This is a genomic window from Desulfuromonas acetoxidans DSM 684, assembly GCF_000167355.1.
Lineage (GTDB): Bacteria > Desulfobacterota > Desulfuromonadia > Desulfuromonadales > Desulfuromonadaceae > Desulfuromonas > Desulfuromonas acetoxidans.
The window spans coordinates 14,347-31,066 of sequence record NZ_AAEW02000019.1 but is presented as its reverse complement, the minus strand read 5'-3'; the positions used below and the strand labels follow the sequence as shown (position 1 = coordinate 31,066).

At 53.1% G+C, this 16,720-nt stretch carries 14 protein-coding genes and 1 riboswitch; of the genes, 8 read left to right on the top strand and 6 right to left on the bottom strand.

The annotated features are described in order from the left end of the window. Window positions 1–323 precede the first annotated feature (323 nt). The 6 genes from DACE_RS13865 (at window position 324) to DACE_RS13840 (ending at window position 6,569) form a co-directional block, all read left to right on the top strand. Entirely contained in the window at window positions 324–1,094 is a 771-nt protein-coding gene (locus DACE_RS13865; RefSeq protein WP_040367535.1) for an ABC transporter ATP-binding protein, read from the top strand. Further along, window positions 1,087–2,109, top strand: a complete 1,023-nt coding sequence (locus DACE_RS13860) for an ABC transporter substrate-binding protein (RefSeq protein ID WP_040367533.1) — start codon at window positions 1,087–1,089, stop codon at window positions 2,107–2,109. The genes DACE_RS13865 and DACE_RS13860 overlap by 8 nt, the downstream gene beginning before the upstream one ends. Then, window positions 2,099–3,151 (top strand): FecCD family ABC transporter permease, encoded by a 1,053-nt coding sequence (locus tag DACE_RS13855; protein WP_006002219.1) that lies wholly within the window; start codon window positions 2,099–2,101, stop codon window positions 3,149–3,151. The genes DACE_RS13860 and DACE_RS13855 overlap by 11 nt, the downstream gene beginning before the upstream one ends. Window positions 3,152–3,524: 373 nt before the next feature. Beyond that, window positions 3,525–3,644, top strand: a riboswitch (molybdenum cofactor riboswitch). Window positions 3,645–3,677: 33 nt separating this feature from the next. Further along, on the top strand, window positions 3,678–5,408 hold the full coding sequence (locus DACE_RS13850; protein ID WP_006002217.1) for an aldehyde ferredoxin oxidoreductase family protein: 1,731 nt from the start codon (window positions 3,678–3,680) through the stop codon (window positions 5,406–5,408). A gap of 116 nt (window positions 5,409–5,524) precedes the next feature. Then, the gene (locus DACE_RS13845) at window positions 5,525–5,752 is read left to right on the top strand and encodes a MoaD/ThiS family protein (protein ID WP_006002216.1); all 228 of its coding nucleotides are present in this window, start codon (window positions 5,525–5,527) and stop codon (window positions 5,750–5,752) included. Window position 5,753: 1 nt separating this feature from the next. Further along, window positions 5,754–6,569 carry a HesA/MoeB/ThiF family protein gene (locus DACE_RS13840; RefSeq protein WP_006002214.1) on the top strand — a complete coding sequence of 272 codons (816 nt, stop codon included), beginning with the start codon at window positions 5,754–5,756 and terminating at the stop codon, window positions 6,567–6,569. A gap of 109 nt (window positions 6,570–6,678) precedes the next feature. On the opposite strand, the gene DACE_RS13835 is transcribed toward DACE_RS13840, so the two are convergent. Then, the gene (locus DACE_RS13835; protein WP_006002212.1) at window positions 6,679–7,044 is read right to left on the bottom strand and encodes a hypothetical protein; all 366 of its coding nucleotides are present in this window, start codon (window positions 7,042–7,044) and stop codon (window positions 6,679–6,681) included. Between the two features lie 315 nt (window positions 7,045–7,359). After that, window positions 7,360–7,527 carry a hypothetical protein gene (locus tag DACE_RS13830; RefSeq protein ID WP_006002211.1) on the bottom strand — a complete coding sequence of 56 codons (168 nt, stop codon included), beginning with the start codon at window positions 7,525–7,527 and terminating at the stop codon, window positions 7,360–7,362. 484 nt (window positions 7,528–8,011) lie between these two features. Between DACE_RS13830 and DACE_RS13825 the strand changes: the two genes are divergently transcribed. Next, window positions 8,012–9,337: an anaerobic C4-dicarboxylate transporter gene (locus tag DACE_RS13825; RefSeq protein ID WP_006002209.1), complete on the top strand. Its 1,326-nt coding sequence runs from the start codon at window positions 8,012–8,014 to the stop codon at window positions 9,335–9,337. Window positions 9,338–9,826: 489 nt separating this feature from the next. Here DACE_RS13825 and DACE_RS13820 read toward each other — a convergent pair whose 3' ends face one another. Beyond that, window positions 9,827–10,519: a response regulator gene (locus tag DACE_RS13820; protein ID WP_006002207.1), complete on the bottom strand. Its 693-nt coding sequence runs from the start codon at window positions 10,517–10,519 to the stop codon at window positions 9,827–9,829. Continuing rightward, the gene (locus DACE_RS13815; RefSeq protein ID WP_006002205.1) at window positions 10,519–12,177 is read right to left on the bottom strand and encodes an ATP-binding protein; all 1,659 of its coding nucleotides are present in this window, start codon (window positions 12,175–12,177) and stop codon (window positions 10,519–10,521) included. Before DACE_RS13815 ends, DACE_RS13820 begins: the two co-directional genes overlap by 1 nt. Before the next feature lie 223 nt (window positions 12,178–12,400). Between DACE_RS13815 and DACE_RS13810 the strand changes: the two genes are divergently transcribed. Further along, complete coding sequence (locus DACE_RS13810; protein WP_006002203.1) at window positions 12,401–13,780, top strand: dihydrolipoyl dehydrogenase family protein; 1,380 nt, start codon at window positions 12,401–12,403, stop codon at window positions 13,778–13,780. 36 nt (window positions 13,781–13,816) lie between these two features. Here DACE_RS13810 and DACE_RS13805 read toward each other — a convergent pair whose 3' ends face one another. Together DACE_RS13805 and DACE_RS13800 are read right to left on the bottom strand one after the other, a co-directional pair. Continuing rightward, the gene (locus DACE_RS13805) at window positions 13,817–15,169 is read right to left on the bottom strand and encodes a diguanylate cyclase domain-containing protein (RefSeq protein ID WP_006002202.1); all 1,353 of its coding nucleotides are present in this window, start codon (window positions 15,167–15,169) and stop codon (window positions 13,817–13,819) included. A gap of 32 nt (window positions 15,170–15,201) precedes the next feature. Beyond that, window positions 15,202–16,716, bottom strand: coding sequence for a SpoIIE family protein phosphatase (locus DACE_RS13800; RefSeq protein WP_006002200.1), 1,515 nt, complete (start codon window positions 16,714–16,716; stop codon window positions 15,202–15,204). Window positions 16,717–16,720 lie beyond the last annotated feature (4 nt).

The window sequence follows — 16,720 nt, the reverse complement described above, 5'->3', positions numbered from 1 at the left end:
AACAGCGTAAATCATGTATAAACCGGATGCTAAGCCATCAGAAACAGGCTGATTTATCCATAATGCATCGATTACTATCCACCCTGCCTGCACCGGTGTCAATAGAGATCCTTAATTCAACTATTCTCGTTTTTGGCATACGGTTTATTGTTTGGGCGTGCCTCTCGTTGTTTCTGGCTGGTGCCGCCTGACATCGTTGATTACGCTGTTTCCTTTTGACCCGAAATAAATTTATACTGCCCGCCCGCAAACGCCAGAAGAACTTTTTACCGCTCTATGTTATGTTGTGCAATTACGCTACAAATTGGAGTCAAAACACAGCCATGGAACCCTTGATCGACATCGACAACCTCAGCTATGCCATTGGCGGCCAGCCGATTCTGCATGACATCAGCGCGGCGTTTGAACCGGGTCTGATTCACGGCATTATCGGCCCGAACGGGGCAGGCAAGTCGACGTTGCTGCGCAACTTGTGCCGTATCTGGGAGCCTGCTGGCGGCACGGTAACACTGAATGGTCGCGACCTGCGCCACATCCGCCGCCGCGAACTGAGTCAGATGATCACCCTGGTGCCGCAGGAGTCGCGGGTCGATTTTTCCATTCGCGTGTTTGATTTTATTGCCATGGGTCGCCACTCCCATTTAGGGCGTTTTTCGTGGCTGGGCTATCACGATCTCGACATCATTGAGCAGGCCATGGACGTGACAGGCACGCTGCCGTTCAAAGATCGGGTGATTAATCAACTGTCCGGCGGCGAAAGCCAACTGGTGAGCATTGCCCGCGCTCTGGTAACGGAAGCTCCGATCATCCTGCTGGATGAACCGACCAGTTCGCTGGACATCCAACACAAGTTGCAGATTATGGAGCTGCTGACCCGACTCAAGGCACAGGGCAAAACCATTTTGATGAGTATTCATGATCTGGATCTGGCGCGGCGCTACTGCGACACCCTGATGTTGTTGGAGAGCGGTCGCTTGTATTGCCAGGCACCGACGGAAGAAGCGTTTCAAACTGCACACATTCGCCAGGTCTTTCATGTTGATATTGAGGAGAGCGAGACACCGCACGGCGTGTCTCTGTTGTTCTATGCATAAACTGTTGATCGTTTTAACAATCCTGCTGTGCCTCAGCTCTATTGCTTTGGCCGAAGCCAAAGACGGTAATACACTCGACTTTCCCCTGAACATGGCCGACCTGCGTGCCGAGCTGAGTGATGCCCACCGCCCGGAAAGTCGCAATAACCGTTATCCACGGCGCGTCGATTATCAGATCCGCACCTGGAATAAAATCACTGATGCCCTGAACAACCGCTCAGCCAGCTTACTGCTGGAGCAGCAACCGCAACGGGTGATTCCCCACACGGTCGGTTTGACCGAGGAACTGTGGGCGATTGTGCCTCATGAGCGCATTGTCGGTCTGCATGAGAGCAGCCGGGTTGCGGCGTATTCGTTTCTGGCGGATCAATTCCCCGCAGAAATTCCAACCTTTCTCACGGAAGATGCCGAGATGGTGATCGGCCTGCAACCGGATCTGGTGATCACCAGTTTTTATTCGTCGGCGGCGTTCAAGCACCAGCTTAATCTGGCGGAGATTCCTCACGTTGAAACCGGTTTTTTTGGCGGCATTGAGGATATTCGTGACCAGATTCGCCTGTTTGGCGACATGCTCGGCGTTGAAGCCAGCGCCCGTCAACTGTTACAAACCATGTCGCACAACAGTGAAGCGATCTGCAACGTGGTCACGCAACGACTCGACGGCCAGGTGCCGACCCTGCTTTACTATGACCGCATGGGCTTTGTTGCAGGCAAGCACACGTTGTTTGATGCGTTGTGCCAACGCCTCGGCGTAAAAAATGCGGCCAGCGAGCACGGCATCGGCTTTTTTAAACAGGTCGGCTATGAAACGGTGCTGAAGTGGAACCCGGATATCATTGTGGTTCCGGCTGACAGCGGCCTGAAACAGCGCCTCACCGGCCAACCGATTCTGGCCATGTCGAACGCTGTCCAGCAACACCGCATTTATGCGATTCCTGAATATTACCTGACCGCATCATCTCAATTTGTTATTGCCAGCCTCAATTACCTCGGGGGGATTCTCAATGACGAGTGAGGCCCACCGCACTGCCTTTGGCAAACCGTTTCTGGCCCTGTTGGCCACCCTGGTATGTCTGTTACTCGGCATGATGCTATCGGTGTCTATCGGCTCGTGGTCGATCACGTTGTCGCAGATCGGTGACATTATCGGCCATGTGCTGGGTGGCGGCGCTATTGACCCGGCTGACCCCATCGGCACCATTGTCTGGTATGGTCGCATTCCTCGCACGCTGTGTGGTGTTCTGGTTGGCTTTTCACTCGGCTGTGCCGGTGTGGTGATGCAGGGGGTGTTTAAAAACCCCATGGCCAGCCCAGGCATTATCGGCACCAGTTCCGGCGCGGCGCTCGGTGCAGTGACAGCCCTGTACTTCGGTCTGGCGGCCACCAGCCTTTATCTAGTGCCGTTGCTGGCGGTGACCATGGCTTTCTTTTCGTTGATGGTGGTACTGGCTGTTGCCACCAGTGGCGGTTTAACCTCACGCTACACGTTGCTGCTCGGCGGCATCGCCTTTAACGCCATTTTTACTGCCATCACCTCAGTGGTGATTGTGTTGTCGACGGAACAGTACGACATGGCCCGCAAGATTGTAAGTTGGTTGATGGGCGATCTGACCAACCGTTCATGGGAACATGTCCTCATCATTGCGGCCATTGCCGTGGTCGGCTTTATCGGCTCTCTGCTTTTTGCCCGCGATCTCAACATTTTGATGATCAGCGAAGAGCAGGCACGCAATTTCGGCGTGCGCGTCAACTGGTCGCGCAATATCCTGCTGGTGTTTTCCGCTTTACTCACCGGTGGCGCTGTGGCTGTCGCCGGCGGCATCGGTTTTGTCGGCCTGATTGCACCGCACATGATGCGCAGTCTGGTGGGTTCCGACAATCGCCTGTTGCTACCGGCCTCCGGTCTACTCGGTGGCGCGCTGGTGGTTTATGCCGACTGTCTGGTGCGACTGGTCGGCAGTGGCGGCTTGCGCATCGGCGTGCTTACCGCCCTGCTTGGCGGTCCGTTTTTCCTGTTTCTGATTATTCGCGACCGTAAAAAATACGTCTATTTTTGATCGACTGTCACGACCACCGAGTTACCTCACCTCAGGTTGTTTTCAACAGACTCTTTTAACGGATTTGACGCTCTTTTTGTATACCATTCGGCCTCTGTTCACATGCTGAACACCTGTTTCAGAACGGCACAGTTTCCCTATTCTCCCACTCGACACCGCAACCACCCTTACTGCGAATAAAATACCTTATTTCGATAGTTTAGCCATACTATTGCCTCTTCGAACATCCCTGATAAAGTGGTTGGTACAGTCTTTGCGTTTTTACCTCGTCCAGCATTGGTTCATTTGACGGCCCTGTGCTGAGTTATTGACACCTCGTGGTCTTAGGGGGTGTTCTCAATCGCACTCCAGATCAGGGGCCGCCGATTGAGACCAGCCCTTAAATCTCCGAGCCGCTACCACCTACGAGCGTGATCATGGTGGTCCGGCCGCCAGGTGGTCCCGGAAACGGTATCGCCCCCCATGTTTGGAAAGGAGATTTCCGCCATGAGCGATGATTGTTCACCTGCAACAACGGAGAGAACCCATGGATAAAATTTTTCGCGTTAACATGACCGACCTGACCACCACTGTTGAAGATGTCCCTGAAGCATGGCTCGGCCTCGGTGGTCGTGCTCTGACTTCAACCATCGTTGCTACCGAGGTTGATCCTGAATGCCATCCCCTTGGCCAGTTCAATAAGTTGGTTTTTGCCCCCGGCCTGCTCAGCGGCACCGCTGCGGCCCAATCCGGCCGGATGTCCTGCGGCGCTAAAAGTCCGCTGACCGGCGGCATCAAAGAGAGTAATGCCGGTGGCACTACCGCTCAGCAATTTGCCCGCATGGGCATCAAGGCGATGATCATCGAGGGCATGCCCAAAGAGGACAAGTTCTACAGCCTGCACATCACCAAAGACGGCGTGTCTATCGCTGAAGAGTCCGAGCTGCTCGGCAGCGGCAACTTTGCCGTGATTGATGCCATGGTGGAAAAATTCGATAAGAAAATCGGTGTTATCACCATTGGTATTGCCGGTGAACTGAAGATGGCGTCCGCTAATATCTCGGTGAAAGACCCTGACGGTAAAATCCGCAGCCACGGTCGTGGCGGCATGGGTGCGGTTATGGGTTCGAAAAAAATCAAGTTCATGACCGTGGATTCCGAAGGTGCCGGTGCGGTGCCCATCGCGGACCCCGACACCTTCAAAAAAGCCGCCCGCGTGTTTGCTAAGGCGATGCTGGATCACCCGGTCAGTGGCGAAGGTCTGCCCACGTACGGCACCAACATCCTGGTGAACATTTTGAACGAAGCCGGTGGTCTGCCGACGAAAAACTTTCGTTATGGTCAGTTCGAGCCGCACGACAAGATCAGCGGTGAGACCATGCACGACACCATTGTTGAGCGTGGTGGTAGCCCTAAGCACGGTTGCCATAAAGGCTGCATCATCCAGTGCTCCCAGGTGTACAATGATAAAGACGGCAACTACCTGACCTCCGGTTTCGAGTACGAGACCATCTGGGGCATGGGTGCCAACTGCTGCGTCGACAATCTGGATCAGATCGCTGAAGCTGACAACATTATGGACGACATCGGCATCGACTCCATCGAAGGTGTGGTCATGTTTGGTGTGGCCATGGAAGCGGGCATCCTGCCGTTCGGCGACGGCGAAGGGATTTTGCGCATGCTGCGCGAAGAGATCGGCAAGGGCACTCCTCTGGGCCGTATCCTCGGTGGTGGTGCCGGTTGTGTTGGCCGCACTTATGGTGTCACCCGTGTTCCTGTGGTTAAGAATCAAGCCATTCCCGCCTATGACCCACGCAGTGTTAAGGGGATCGGCATCACCTATGCCACCAGCACCATGGGTGCCGACCACACCTCCGGCTATACCATTGCGACCAACATCCTTAATGTTGGCGGTTTTGTTGATCCGCTGAAAAAAGACGGTCAGGTTGAGCTGTCGCGCAATCTGCAGATCGCCTCCGCCGCCATCGACTCCACCGGCATGTGTATCTTCATTGCCTTCCCGGCACTGGATATTCCCGAGTGTCTGCCGGCATTGATCGACATGATCAACGCCCGCTTCGGTTGTGCGTTGACCGGTGATGATGTCACCGAGCTGGGTAAGAAAGTCCTCAAGCTGGAGCATCAGTTCAATCTTGATGCCGGCATGACCAACAAGGACGATCGGCTGCCTGAGTTTTTCAAGACCGATCCGGTTCCGCCGCACAACGCGATCTGGGATTTCAGCGACGAAGAGATCGACGAATTTTGGAACTTTTAACCTGATCACTTACCCGCGTAAGTGATCGACCCCATACGAGAGCTGCTGTTCTCTCTTTGCCGGATGTGCCCTCCCCTCCTTGGGCACATCCGGATTTTTTCGTTTTGGAGACCGACATGATGACGATAACCATCAAGCTGTTTGCCCAGTTTCGCATTGATCGTTTCAAGGAAGAACAACGCAGCTTTTCCGCGCCACTGACCTCTCGTCAACTTCTTGGTGAATTGGGTATTGCCGTTGAGGAACTGGGCGTCTTGATGATCAACGGTCGCCATGGCGATGTCGATACGCTTCTTAACGACGGTGACTCCGTCGGGATTTTCCCTTTGGTAGGGGGAGGCTAGTATGTGTGATGTACAACTATGGATTGAAAACCACGCCTCTTCAGGCTTACTGAGTTGGGCCGACCAGCAGGCGGCGGCCAAACGCTTTAATGTCAGCGTTGCCTGCATTGAGGCGATCAGCCTGAAACGTGGCATTCTGCCGACTCGCTACCAGCGCAATGGCGCCATGCTCAGTTGTCACGACCAATTGTGCCTGTTCAGCAGTCACGTTGCCGTGGTCGGCTGTGGAGGTTTAGGCGGTTTCGTAGTCGAAGAACTGGCCCGCCTCGGTGTTGGCCACATCACGATTATTGACCCCGACGTGTTTGAAGAACATAACCTCAACCGCCAACTGTTCTCCTCCACCGATGTGCTCGGTTGTGACAAAGTAACAATTGCGGCGCAGCGCATTGCTCAGGTCAATCCCGCCACTGTAATCACGCCAAAAGTGAAGGAATTTCGACGTGATAACGGCATTGGCCTGCTTGCCGGTGCCCAGGTGGTCGTAGATGCACTCGACTCTATTGCCACCCGTCTGGAACTGGCTGAAGTGTGCCGCGAGCTGGAAGTGCCACTGGTACACGGTGCCATTGGCGGCTGGTACGGCCATGTCACCACACTGATGCCGGAACATCACCACCTGGAACAGATTTATCAACAGCCTGACTCCAGAGGGATTGAAAAAAAACTCGGCAATCCTTCCTTTACCCCGGCCGTGATCGCCTCTCTTCAGGTGGCGGAAGTAAGTAAATTGCTTCTGGATCGCGGCGATCTGCTTGACAATCGCCTGCTGATGGTTGACCTGCTTGACATGGAATTGTCAGAAATTTCGTTTTAACCGATGAAACTGCGATGACATCCAAACCCGGAATGCAACCACCCGCTAAACCAGAAAAGGGCCGCCGAAGCGACCCTTTTTCTGTTTGGGCGATTGATTGTCTGCACCTTTAGAGTTGATACGAAAAATGATCTGAACATTTGTAATCGTACAGCTCTACCAGGTCGTCGTTGATAAATCCACTGAAGTGCGAATCGCTATCATGATCGTAGCCATCGAACAACTGCCCATAAACCGATAGACAGGTGTGCTGCTCTTCCTGAGGCAAGACCATGCAGAAATTCTCACCATCGGCACTACGCACCATGCCGCACTCCCGCTGTTGTGCCGTGGATTTAACCGGACGCAATTGGCACATCTCCGTCAGATCACGCTGAACATTTCCATCCAGATCCAGAACGCTCATCTGCAGATTCTCCTGCTTCGCCAACTTCGCCGCAACGTAGGCAATATACGCCCTTAGCTCACTTTTCATTGTTTCCTCCCATACAGTGAGTAATAAACTCCAGCAGGGGCAGCCCCCACTGGATGCCAGAATCAACGCGAGTCGTTGATCCTCCTCCGTATAAAACAATTCAAGAGAGTAAGATGCGATGCAAACGATACTTATACTGTATACAATAAAAAATGTGATTTGTCGAACTTGGCGGGTGTTTTTTGGCAAAAAAATAAAGGCTCCCATGATGGGAGCCTTTAAAAAAAGCTCGGTGTTCCAAAATGTTACAGTCTAGAGGCCAAAAACAACAGCCAATGCTAATGAATCGGCCACCAGCTTCATTGGAAAACGTCGTTACGCGCTGAGAGGATTGTTGTTGGTCAGAGCGTCGAGACTCTTACGCAACAGCATGGTGATACTCATACCGGAATCTTCGGAGATCTCACGCAGAATTTCCATTTCCTCAGTGTTGATACGGCAGGATACGATGTGCTTCTTCGGATGTTCTTTTTTGCGTCCCATAGTCTTTACTCCTGTGAAATTTTGTATGTTAAAACAACGAGTTAAATTAGCTCATCAAACTTGTTTATCTATTTTGCAAAGAGATTGCCAAATTCTCCAATCTTGCTGGAAAAATTTTTAACCCTGTATTTTCAGTTAGTTACCGAACACCCATTCTACAGCACATTTTTCTACCGTTTTGCGCGCGTAACAATGTGGTGCAGGTCGAAACGGAGTGAGACAGTATACGGTGAAACATGAGCCACATGTGGCACACTTTCATGTTTACCACGTATTCCGTCACGCTTTATTCTCACCGTAAAAAACCACCGTGAACACTATGAACAAAATGACCTTAAAGGACTAAAAACAGATTAATTCCAGAAACTTACAATTCCATAAAAGTGGTTCTATGCTGTGTATAACAATAAAGATCAGACACGGTTGCGACACGCTCTTCACCAACCGCGTTGCCAAGACCCCTCAGCTGAAAAGGAGAACCGCCATGTTGTACATCCAGTTCATGTTCCTGCTTTTGATGTTGTATCTGGGAAGTCGTTACGGAGGGATCGGACTGGGCGTTGTTTCCGGTATCGGTCTGGTTGCCGAAGTGTTTATCTTCCAAATGCCACCAACGTCACCGCCCATCACCGTAATGTTGATCATCATGGCCGTTGTCACCTGCGCCTCGGTGCTTGAAGCTGCTGGCGGGCTTAAATACATGTTGCAGGTTGCTGAACGTATCCTGCGTTCCAATCCGCGCCGGGTCACCTTCCTCGGTCCTCTGGTCACCTACACCATGACCTTCATGCTCGGTACCGGCCATGCGGTGTATTCGGTGATGCCGATCATCGGTGATGTTGCGTTGAAAAACGGCATCCGTCCTGAGCGCCCGATGGCTGCCTCTTCGGTGGCCGCCCAACTGGGCATTACCGCCAGCCCGATCTCTGCCGCTGTCGTCTACTATCTGGCACAACTGACCAACATCGATGTCACGATCACCCTGCTGTCGATCCTGAGTGTAACAATCCCGGCCACGTTTATCGGCCTGATCGCCATGTCTCTGTACAGCATGCGTCGTGGTGTTGAGCTGGAAGATGATCCGGAATATCAACGCCGCATGCAAGATCCCGATATGCGTAAGCGCATTGAAGAAACCACAGCAACCACACTTGATGAAGAACTGCCGGCGTCTGCCAAGCAAGCAGTGATCCTGTTTGTCCTCGCCCTGGTGACCATTGTTATTATCGCCATGTTCCCGAGCATTCGCACGATCGCTGACGCCGCTAAACCGATCAAGATGTCGGTGGTTATTCAGATGATGATGCTGGCCTTTGGTGGCATCATTCTGCTGGTGACAAAAACCAAAACCTCCAAAGTGCCTGAAGGCGTGGTCTTTAAATCCGGTATGGTCGCCGCCATTGCCATCTTCGGCATCGCCTGGATGAGTGACACCTACTTTCAGTTTGCCATGCCGAGTTTCAAAGCCGGGATCCTGGATATGGTTCAAGCCTATCCGTGGTCGTTTGCCCTGGCCATGTTCATCGTCTCCGTGGTCGTTAACAGTCAGGCTGCCACCTGCCGCATGATGCTGCCGGTCGCGCTCGGTATGGGCCTGTCTCCAGCGCTGGTTATCGGGATTATGCCGTCCTGCTACGGGTACTTCTTCATCCCCAACTATCCTTCGGATATTGCAACGGTGGCGTTCGATATCACCGGTACCACGAAGATCGGTAAGTACTACTTCAACCACAGCTTCATGGTTCCCGGTTTGATCGCTGTAATTACGGCCTGTTGTGTCGGCTATGTCCTGGCTTCGATGTTTATCTAAACTCCACGACGCAACAGGTTAAAAGACAGCGCCCCGATCAGTGATTGATCGGGGCGCTGCTGTTTTAGAAGCGATGCGCTGAACGAGAAATCGATGTTCAAAACACACTCTCCCGAAGGGTGGGCACCGTCCCACCCGTTAAATCAGTGCCACACCAGAGAAAAAGAAAGATACAGAATAGTTATCAACGTTTTACGCCAGCATTGTTGAGACGCATGATTTGCCGAGCTAAAGGGAGGCAAGCCGAATCTCTAACGTATCACGGAAACAGACCCATTGTCGGTTCATCCAGGTTCAGGAGGTGTTCAAGCTGGCTTTTGCATACTTTTGAGCGGCCAGTCAAAAGTATGTCGGCTGCCGGGACGAAATCCGGCGACCTTGTCTTTGATCTTGGTCCTCAGTGGTTCGCAATTCGGAACAGACCGCACTGACGTTCATCACGTTCGGTGCTGCTGAACGGGTGAGCTCGGCTACCAGATAACCACTTTGCTAATTTTCAAAACTAAAATAACGCCGCTCCGGCCGCCCCACCGTCCCGTACACCACATCCGCCGTCAGCTCACTGATCGACACCATGTATTCGAGATAGCGCCGCGCAGTCGAGCGACTGGCGCCGATCTGCGCCCCAACCTCTTCAGCACTCAGCCCCTGTTGCTCCTGGTCGGCAAACACCTGACGGATTTTGGTCAGAGTCAGAGGATCAATCCCTTTCGGCACGGCTCCGCGATCCATCACCTTGGGCTGATGGTGACTGTGCAGCAGCTGGTCGATATCGTTCTGATTCAGGACATCCCCTTGTTCGAGTTGTTGTCGATAAGCGGCAAACTTGGTCAGGGCTTCTTCAAAACGGGCAAACACCGCCGGTTTTACAATATAATCAAATGCTCCGGCACGTAGAGCCTGTTGCACGGCGGCGACATCTTTGGCCGCTGTAATCAGGACCACATCCACCTCTTGGCCCCGCGAACGCAACTGGCGTAGCAGGTCCATACCGTTGCCATCGGGCAAGTAGAGATCAAGCAGCAGTAGATCGGGTTCGAGGATCGTAGCCAGCTCATCGGCCTCTTCATAGGTGGCCGCCAGTCCACTGACTTCAAATCCTGCAACTTTTTCGCAAAACCGTTGATGAAGCTGGGCAATGCGCGGATCATCCTCAACAATCAATACACGTAACGGTGTCATCAACCCTCCTCCCGGTGTGACTGCTTGGGAATCATCACGGTGAACAACGCCCCCCCCAACTCTCCGGTGGAGATAGTCACCTGACCGGCCAGCTCTTTGACCTTTTCCTGAACCAGATACAACCCGACGCCATGCGCACTCGGTGACGCACCCGTATCCACTTTGGACGAATAACCCTTGATAAACACATGCTCCTGCTCTTCGGGCTCAATCCCACGACCTGAATCTTCAATCTCAAAAATCAGATCATGGCCGATATCGGTCATAAACAATTGAATCTTGGCCGGACGCTGTCCATAGCGCTGCGCCGCCTCCAAAGCATTATCGAGCAAATTGCCAAGGATAGTGACCAGATTCTGTTGATTGAGACTGTCGGGAATGTCCGCCATGCTGCTGTCAGGGTCAATGGCAAAGGCCACTTTAAGCTCCTGAGCACGATTATACTTGCCAAGAATGATCGCCGAAATCATCGGGTGCGGCACAGCACGGGTCAAAAACTGAATCAGGCTCTGATAATCTTCGGCCTCGCGCACAATCAGATCAAGGGCCTCATCGTAGGCCTGAATTTGTAACAGCCCGGACAAGGTATGGAGCTTGTTGGAATATTCGTGGGCCTGTACCCGCAGCATCTCTGTGAATTCGCGGGTCTGGCGCAACTCCTCTTCGAGGCGATCCAATTCCTCCTTGCGGCGAAAACTGGCGACCGAACCACTGACCTCGCCCTGATAAATGATCGGCACGCTGGTAAAAAACATCGGCTGGCCGTCAATGACCAGCTCTTTAAAATGGATCTCCTCACCGGCCTGCAGTAACGGTTTGAAATCACTGTTGGCAAACACGTCGGCAACGGTGCGCCCTACCAGTGAGTTGGAACCGTCCAGACCGGTGTGCACAAGGGCCGCCTGATTGATCAGGCGGATGCGTGACGCCGCATCAACGGCAATAATACCGGCACGGATCGACTGGAGAATGGCATCGCGTTCCTGGTAGAGAGCGGCAATCTCCTGCGGTTCCAAACCCAGGGTCTGCTTTTTGACAAAGCGGGCAATAAACGACGCGCTGAGCAGGGCGATGACAATCATCATCAAAATATAGGTGCGCGGTTCGCGCTGATAACCATAGACGATCTCGGCAATATCCTGACTCAAATACCCCACTGCGACAAACCCGATAATCGCGTGCTCCGCATCAAAAACCGGCACAATGCCGCGCAATGAATAGCCTAAGGTTCCTTTGGCTTTTGATGTGTAGGAACGTCCCTCCTCCAACGCAGCGACTTCATCACCGCCGACAAATTTTTTGCCGATACGTTCCTGCTCGGGGTGGGAGAGACGCCTGCCGTTGCGATCAGCAACCATGACATATTCCGCCACGGTTTGTGCACGTATCGCTTCTGCCAGCTGTTGGATTTGCGGATGCTCCCCTTTGGGATGCTGCAGCGCCTCGACCACCACCGGCATCACCGCCACGGAATGGGCAATATCCAGCGCCCGTCGGCCAATTTGCTTTTCGGAGATACTGCCGATCAACCCGGCAAAAATGGCACCGCTGATAAACACTTCAATCAGCGCTACCACCAGCACCAGCACCAGCATCTGGCCATACAAAGTGCGCGGTTCAAAACGGCGCAAGCCACGCAACAGACGGTTCACGTCCATAGATTCCCCTTTATAAAGGCCCGCAGAGCTACGGACAAAAAAAGCAGTTCCAATGTCATCTGCCTGATTTTCTTCATAGTTTAACAGGAAAATTTCATCTTGCCGATGTGTAAACAGTAAACATGACCCCACAGGTTATCTTTTGCCATGGACATTCCTCGGCGAGTGTATTAGGGTGAAAAAATTGAATGATTTTTTTGGCACTTTCCCGGTGGAGGAACCCATGGAACAGTTCGATGTTATTGTAATCGGTTCCGGTGGTGGCACCAAGATCGCACTTCCCGCAGCACAGCGGGGCTTAAAAACAGCTCTGATTGAGCGCGATGCGTTTGGCGGCACCTGTCTGAATCGCGGCTGCATCCCTTCAAAAATGTTGATCTACCCTGCAGACATGATCTACGCCATTCGCAACGCCCGGCGGGTTAATGTTTATGCTGACCAGCAGATTGATGGTGACTTTTCTGCCCTGGTGCAACGCGTCACTAAAACCGTATCGCAAATGTCCGAGCACTTTGCCGACAAGGTCCGCCAGCTCGATCATCTTGATTATATCAACGGCAGTGGCCATTTTGTCGCTGACAAGGTGGTTGAGGTCAATGGCCGCCAACTGACCGCCCCCACTATCTTTATCGCCACGGGTGCGCGCCCATCCATCCCAGAGATACCCGGCCTTGCCGACACACCTTACATGACCAGCACCGAAGCACTGCGATGCGAATCATTACCGAAAAGAATGGTCATTATTGGCGCAAGCTATATCGCCTGCGAGCTTGGTCATGTCTACGAAGCCTTCGGCACCGAAACCCACTTTCTGGTGCGAAGTGCGCTTTTGCGACAGGAGGATGACGATATCCGCACAGCCTTTGCCGACGATTTCCGCCAGCGCCACACCCTGCATATGGGCTTTGAGCCGGTGGAGGTGCGCTGGGAAGATGAGCTGTTCTGTATCCGGCTACGTCATAACGAAAAAGGGACGGAAAAAGAACTGTACGCCGAAGCCCTGCTCGTCAGCACCGGCGTTGATCCGGTCACCGATGACCTTGGCCTGGAACACACGGCAATCACCTGTAATGACAAAGGGTTCATTGAGGTTGACGACCATTTGCAGACGGCGGTTCCCGGCGTCTATGCCCTGGGCGACTGTGTCGGCAACTACCTGTTCCGTCACAGCGTCAATTTTGAAGGGGAATACCTGATGCGCACGCTGTTTGAAGCGCCGAGTGACGAGCCGATTGTGTATGGCGCGGTGCCGCGCGCGGTGTTTACCGTTCCGGAAATGGCTGCCGTGGGCGCTGGAGAAAAACAGCTTCAACAACAAGGCGTTGATTACGTGGTCGGCCGCGCCGACTATGCGGACAGCAATATGGGGATGGCGCGCATGCTGGAGAACGGCTTTGCCAAGCTGCTGTTTGACCGCAACAGCCGTCGGTTACTCGGCGCGCACATTATCGGCGAGGAAGCATCGGATCTGATCCACATGCTGATTCTTGGCTTGCAGCAACAGGTCACTGTCGAGGATCTCCTGCAGATGATCTACATCCACCCGGCACTGCCGGAGTTGATTCGCGATGCGGTGCGGGATGCGCGCGATCAGCTGTCCTGATCCAGTACTCTGTCAATGCTGAAAATTCAAGTGTTGTCAGAGCACTCGTGCCTTGAGCCGTTTTTTGTCGTCATACATGGCGATATCCGCATGCTTGAGCAACTGATCAGCGGTCAGGCCGTCGTCCGGGAAACGACTGATGCCGATGCTGGTGTCGAGGGTAATTGATCCGGCACTGCCGAGATCGATTGGTGTGGCCAGCGCTTCGCGTAATTTTTCCACCACCGTGTCAATCCCGTTACCCTCGGTAAAATTTGACAAAATCACGACAAATTCATCGCCGCCAATGCGTGAGATCAGATCGGATTGCCGCAACGTTTCACCCAGCCGTTGGGCAATGGTGACGAGCACCTGATCGCCATTTTTGTGGCCATAGGTGTCATTGACCGGTTTGAAGTTGTTCAGATCGAGATAAAGCAGGCACAGGTGGTGTTTATTGCGGCGAGCCACGGCGAGACTCTGCTCCAGGTAGCGATTAAAAAAGCGTCGGTTGGCCAGATGGGTCAATGGGTCATGAAGCGCCAGTTTACGATTACGCTGATAGGATTTGATCAAGGCAAACGACAAGATGGCCACCACCGCCGCCAGAACAAGACCGCTTAAACGGAAGGCCAACAGCACCCCGGCGGATTGCCCCCATCCTTCAACCGGCATCATCGCCATCTGCCAGGAGCCGACCGGCAGAGCAATATCCTGAAACACGGCATCTTTGTCAAAAACGCCGGGATCACCGTAAAAGAAATCGCCCGTGGCCCCCAGACTATCTCGTCCGCGCAAGGCAACGGTCAGGGTTGAATCGACGTTGTTCAAACCGCATCGTTGATAGAAGATATCCGCGTCAATGACAATGCTGGCCAACCCCCATAGCGCGTTATCGGGAGTGGTATAAATCGGCACCCGGCTGATAAACCCCCGGCCGCCCTGTACAAGATCAATCGGTCCGGAAATCACCGTTTTACCAGCATCAAATGCACGCTGAATCGCACTCAACTGTTTTGGATAATTGCGGTAATCGAGTCCCAGCGCGGCTTCATTGCCCTGTGTCGGATAGATCTGACAAACCTCTAAGTCTTTGACCAGAGCAATGTTACGGATATTGGGCGCCTGCTGATGCAAGATGCCCGCAACCCGATTGAAATCCTCTGGTGAAAAATCCGGCGTACTGGACACAAACACCACCAAGCCCATGGTCAGGTTGAGTGTGGTATGGATCTCATATTCGATCTGAGCACGCAACAGGCTGGCCTTGGCCATCACCTGATTGCGCTGTTGCGTCAGGTGCAATTGCCGGTACTGATAAGAAAAAAATTCCATCACCGACAATGTCACGATAAAAGCGAGTATGGCCACCGGATACTTAAGTCGGCGATGCGAAAAGCTCAATGTCATCGTGCTGCTTTTCCTTTGTAAGGAGGCGATATCTATCCCTCGCGCTGACGCACCAGAGGATGTTCCGGCAGGAATTTAACAACCATCAGGCTGATATCATCTTCCTGTCGAGCGGTTCCCATAAACTGGTCAAGATGGGCCATGATTTTTTGATGAATGCTGCGTGCCGATTTTTCGACATGACTGGCGAGCACCTGGCGCAACCGTTCGGTGCCAAACATCTCCCCGTCGCTATTGCGGGCTTCCCAAATGCCATCGGTACCAATCAGCAGAATATCTCCGGACGCCAGGATGATCTCCTCTGCAGGCACATAGCGTGCTTCGGCATTAATCCCCAGAGGATACCCGGTTGTAGCTAATTCTTCAATGGTTTCACTGCGGCTCCGGTACCAGAACACTGGTCCGTGACCGGCCGAGTTCCACACCAACCGTGACGTTTGCGGATGGTACTGGCCGCAAAACAAGGTCATGAAACTGTCATCCTGACTGTGTTCAACCAGATGGCGATTGATCACCGAAAACAGCCGTTGCAGATCGCAACTGAGCTGCTCAATGGACAGACGGAACACCCCTTTGACCATGGCCATGAGCAGAGCGGCACCGGCACCGTGACCCGACACATCTCCCACGGCAAAGCTCAGCAACGGGTGCTGTTCATCCGGTAAGAAGAAATCGTAAAAGTCACCGCCAATCTCATCGCAATAACGTGACGACACATAGAGATCAACCGGAGCCTGACAGGCTTCGACCCGTGGCAACAGTTTACGTTGGATCTCGCGAGCCATGGCCAGGGAGTGACGCAGCGCCTGTGTTTTTTGGCGTTCACTGATGTCGCGAATGATGGCGACCAGAGTGCGATGTCCGCCACACAGGATCGAACTGATCGACACCTCGGCGGTAAAGGTACTGCCATCTCGGCGGCGATGACGACTGGCCGGAATCACGTCGCCCTCACCACACAGACAGCGGGCCAGATCAATCTTGCCCTGCTCACTGTCCACCAGCAGATCGTTGAAAGTCTGATTGAGAAAGTCTTCCTGGGAATAACCATACAGACGACAGGCAGCATCATTCACCTCACTGACGGTGCGTCGCTTGGCGTCAAGCAAAATGATCGCATCAGATTCGCGGTGGAAAATCTGCTGATATTTTTCGCGGGCCTCTTCCAGCGCTTGCTGTTCATGCCATTGGCGAGTGATATCACGGGAGATCAGAGCGGCACCGACACACTGGCCAACATCGTCCACCAGTGGAGAGATCGACAAGGAGACAAAAATCGACTGGCCGTCACGGCGCAGATGCATGGTGTGAAAATGGCTGACCCGCTGTCCCTTGATGACGCTGTTAAGCAGTTGACGAATCTCATCGTGCCGCTCGGGAAGACACAGTTGCCACAGGTGTTTGTGGAGGATCTGTTCGCGACGATAACCATAAATTTTTTCCGCCGCTTCATTCCAACTGATGATCCGTCCATCCAGGCGCATGCCGAGAATGGCATCATCGGAGGAGTTAATAATCGAACTAAGGAAGGCGCGGGTGATCTCCATGGCA

What these genes read in the sequence shown, in the direction of transcription:
- DACE_RS13865 (WP_040367535.1), top strand. Translation starts at nt 324, where the DNA reads ATGGAACCCTTGATCGACATCGACAACCTCAGCTATGCCATTGGCGGC.
- DACE_RS13860 (WP_040367533.1), top strand. Translation starts at nt 1,087, where the DNA reads ATGCATAAACTGTTGATCGTTTTAACAATCCTGCTGTGCCTCAGCTCT.
- DACE_RS13855 (WP_006002219.1), top strand. Translation starts at nt 2,099, where the DNA reads ATGACGAGTGAGGCCCACCGCACTGCCTTTGGCAAACCGTTTCTGGCC.
- DACE_RS13850 (WP_006002217.1), top strand. Translation starts at nt 3,678, where the DNA reads ATGGATAAAATTTTTCGCGTTAACATGACCGACCTGACCACCACTGTT.
- DACE_RS13845 (WP_006002216.1), top strand. Translation starts at nt 5,525, where the DNA reads ATGATGACGATAACCATCAAGCTGTTTGCCCAGTTTCGCATTGATCGT.
- DACE_RS13840 (WP_006002214.1), top strand. Translation starts at nt 5,754, where the DNA reads ATGTGTGATGTACAACTATGGATTGAAAACCACGCCTCTTCAGGCTTA.
- DACE_RS13835 (WP_006002212.1), bottom strand. Translation starts at nt 7,044, where the DNA reads ATGAAAAGTGAGCTAAGGGCGTATATTGCCTACGTTGCGGCGAAGTTG.
- DACE_RS13830 (WP_006002211.1), bottom strand. Translation starts at nt 7,527, where the DNA reads ATGGGACGCAAAAAAGAACATCCGAAGAAGCACATCGTATCCTGCCGT.
- DACE_RS13825 (WP_006002209.1), top strand. Translation starts at nt 8,012, where the DNA reads ATGTTGTACATCCAGTTCATGTTCCTGCTTTTGATGTTGTATCTGGGA.
- DACE_RS13820 (WP_006002207.1), bottom strand. Translation starts at nt 10,519, where the DNA reads ATGACACCGTTACGTGTATTGATTGTTGAGGATGATCCGCGCATTGCC.
- DACE_RS13815 (WP_006002205.1), bottom strand. Translation starts at nt 12,177, where the DNA reads ATGGACGTGAACCGTCTGTTGCGTGGCTTGCGCCGTTTTGAACCGCGC.
- DACE_RS13810 (WP_006002203.1), top strand. Translation starts at nt 12,401, where the DNA reads ATGGAACAGTTCGATGTTATTGTAATCGGTTCCGGTGGTGGCACCAAG.
- DACE_RS13805 (WP_006002202.1), bottom strand. Translation starts at nt 15,169, where the DNA reads ATGACATTGAGCTTTTCGCATCGCCGACTTAAGTATCCGGTGGCCATA.
- DACE_RS13800 (WP_006002200.1), bottom strand. Translation starts at nt 16,716, where the DNA reads ATGGAGATCACCCGCGCCTTCCTTAGTTCGATTATTAACTCCTCCGAT.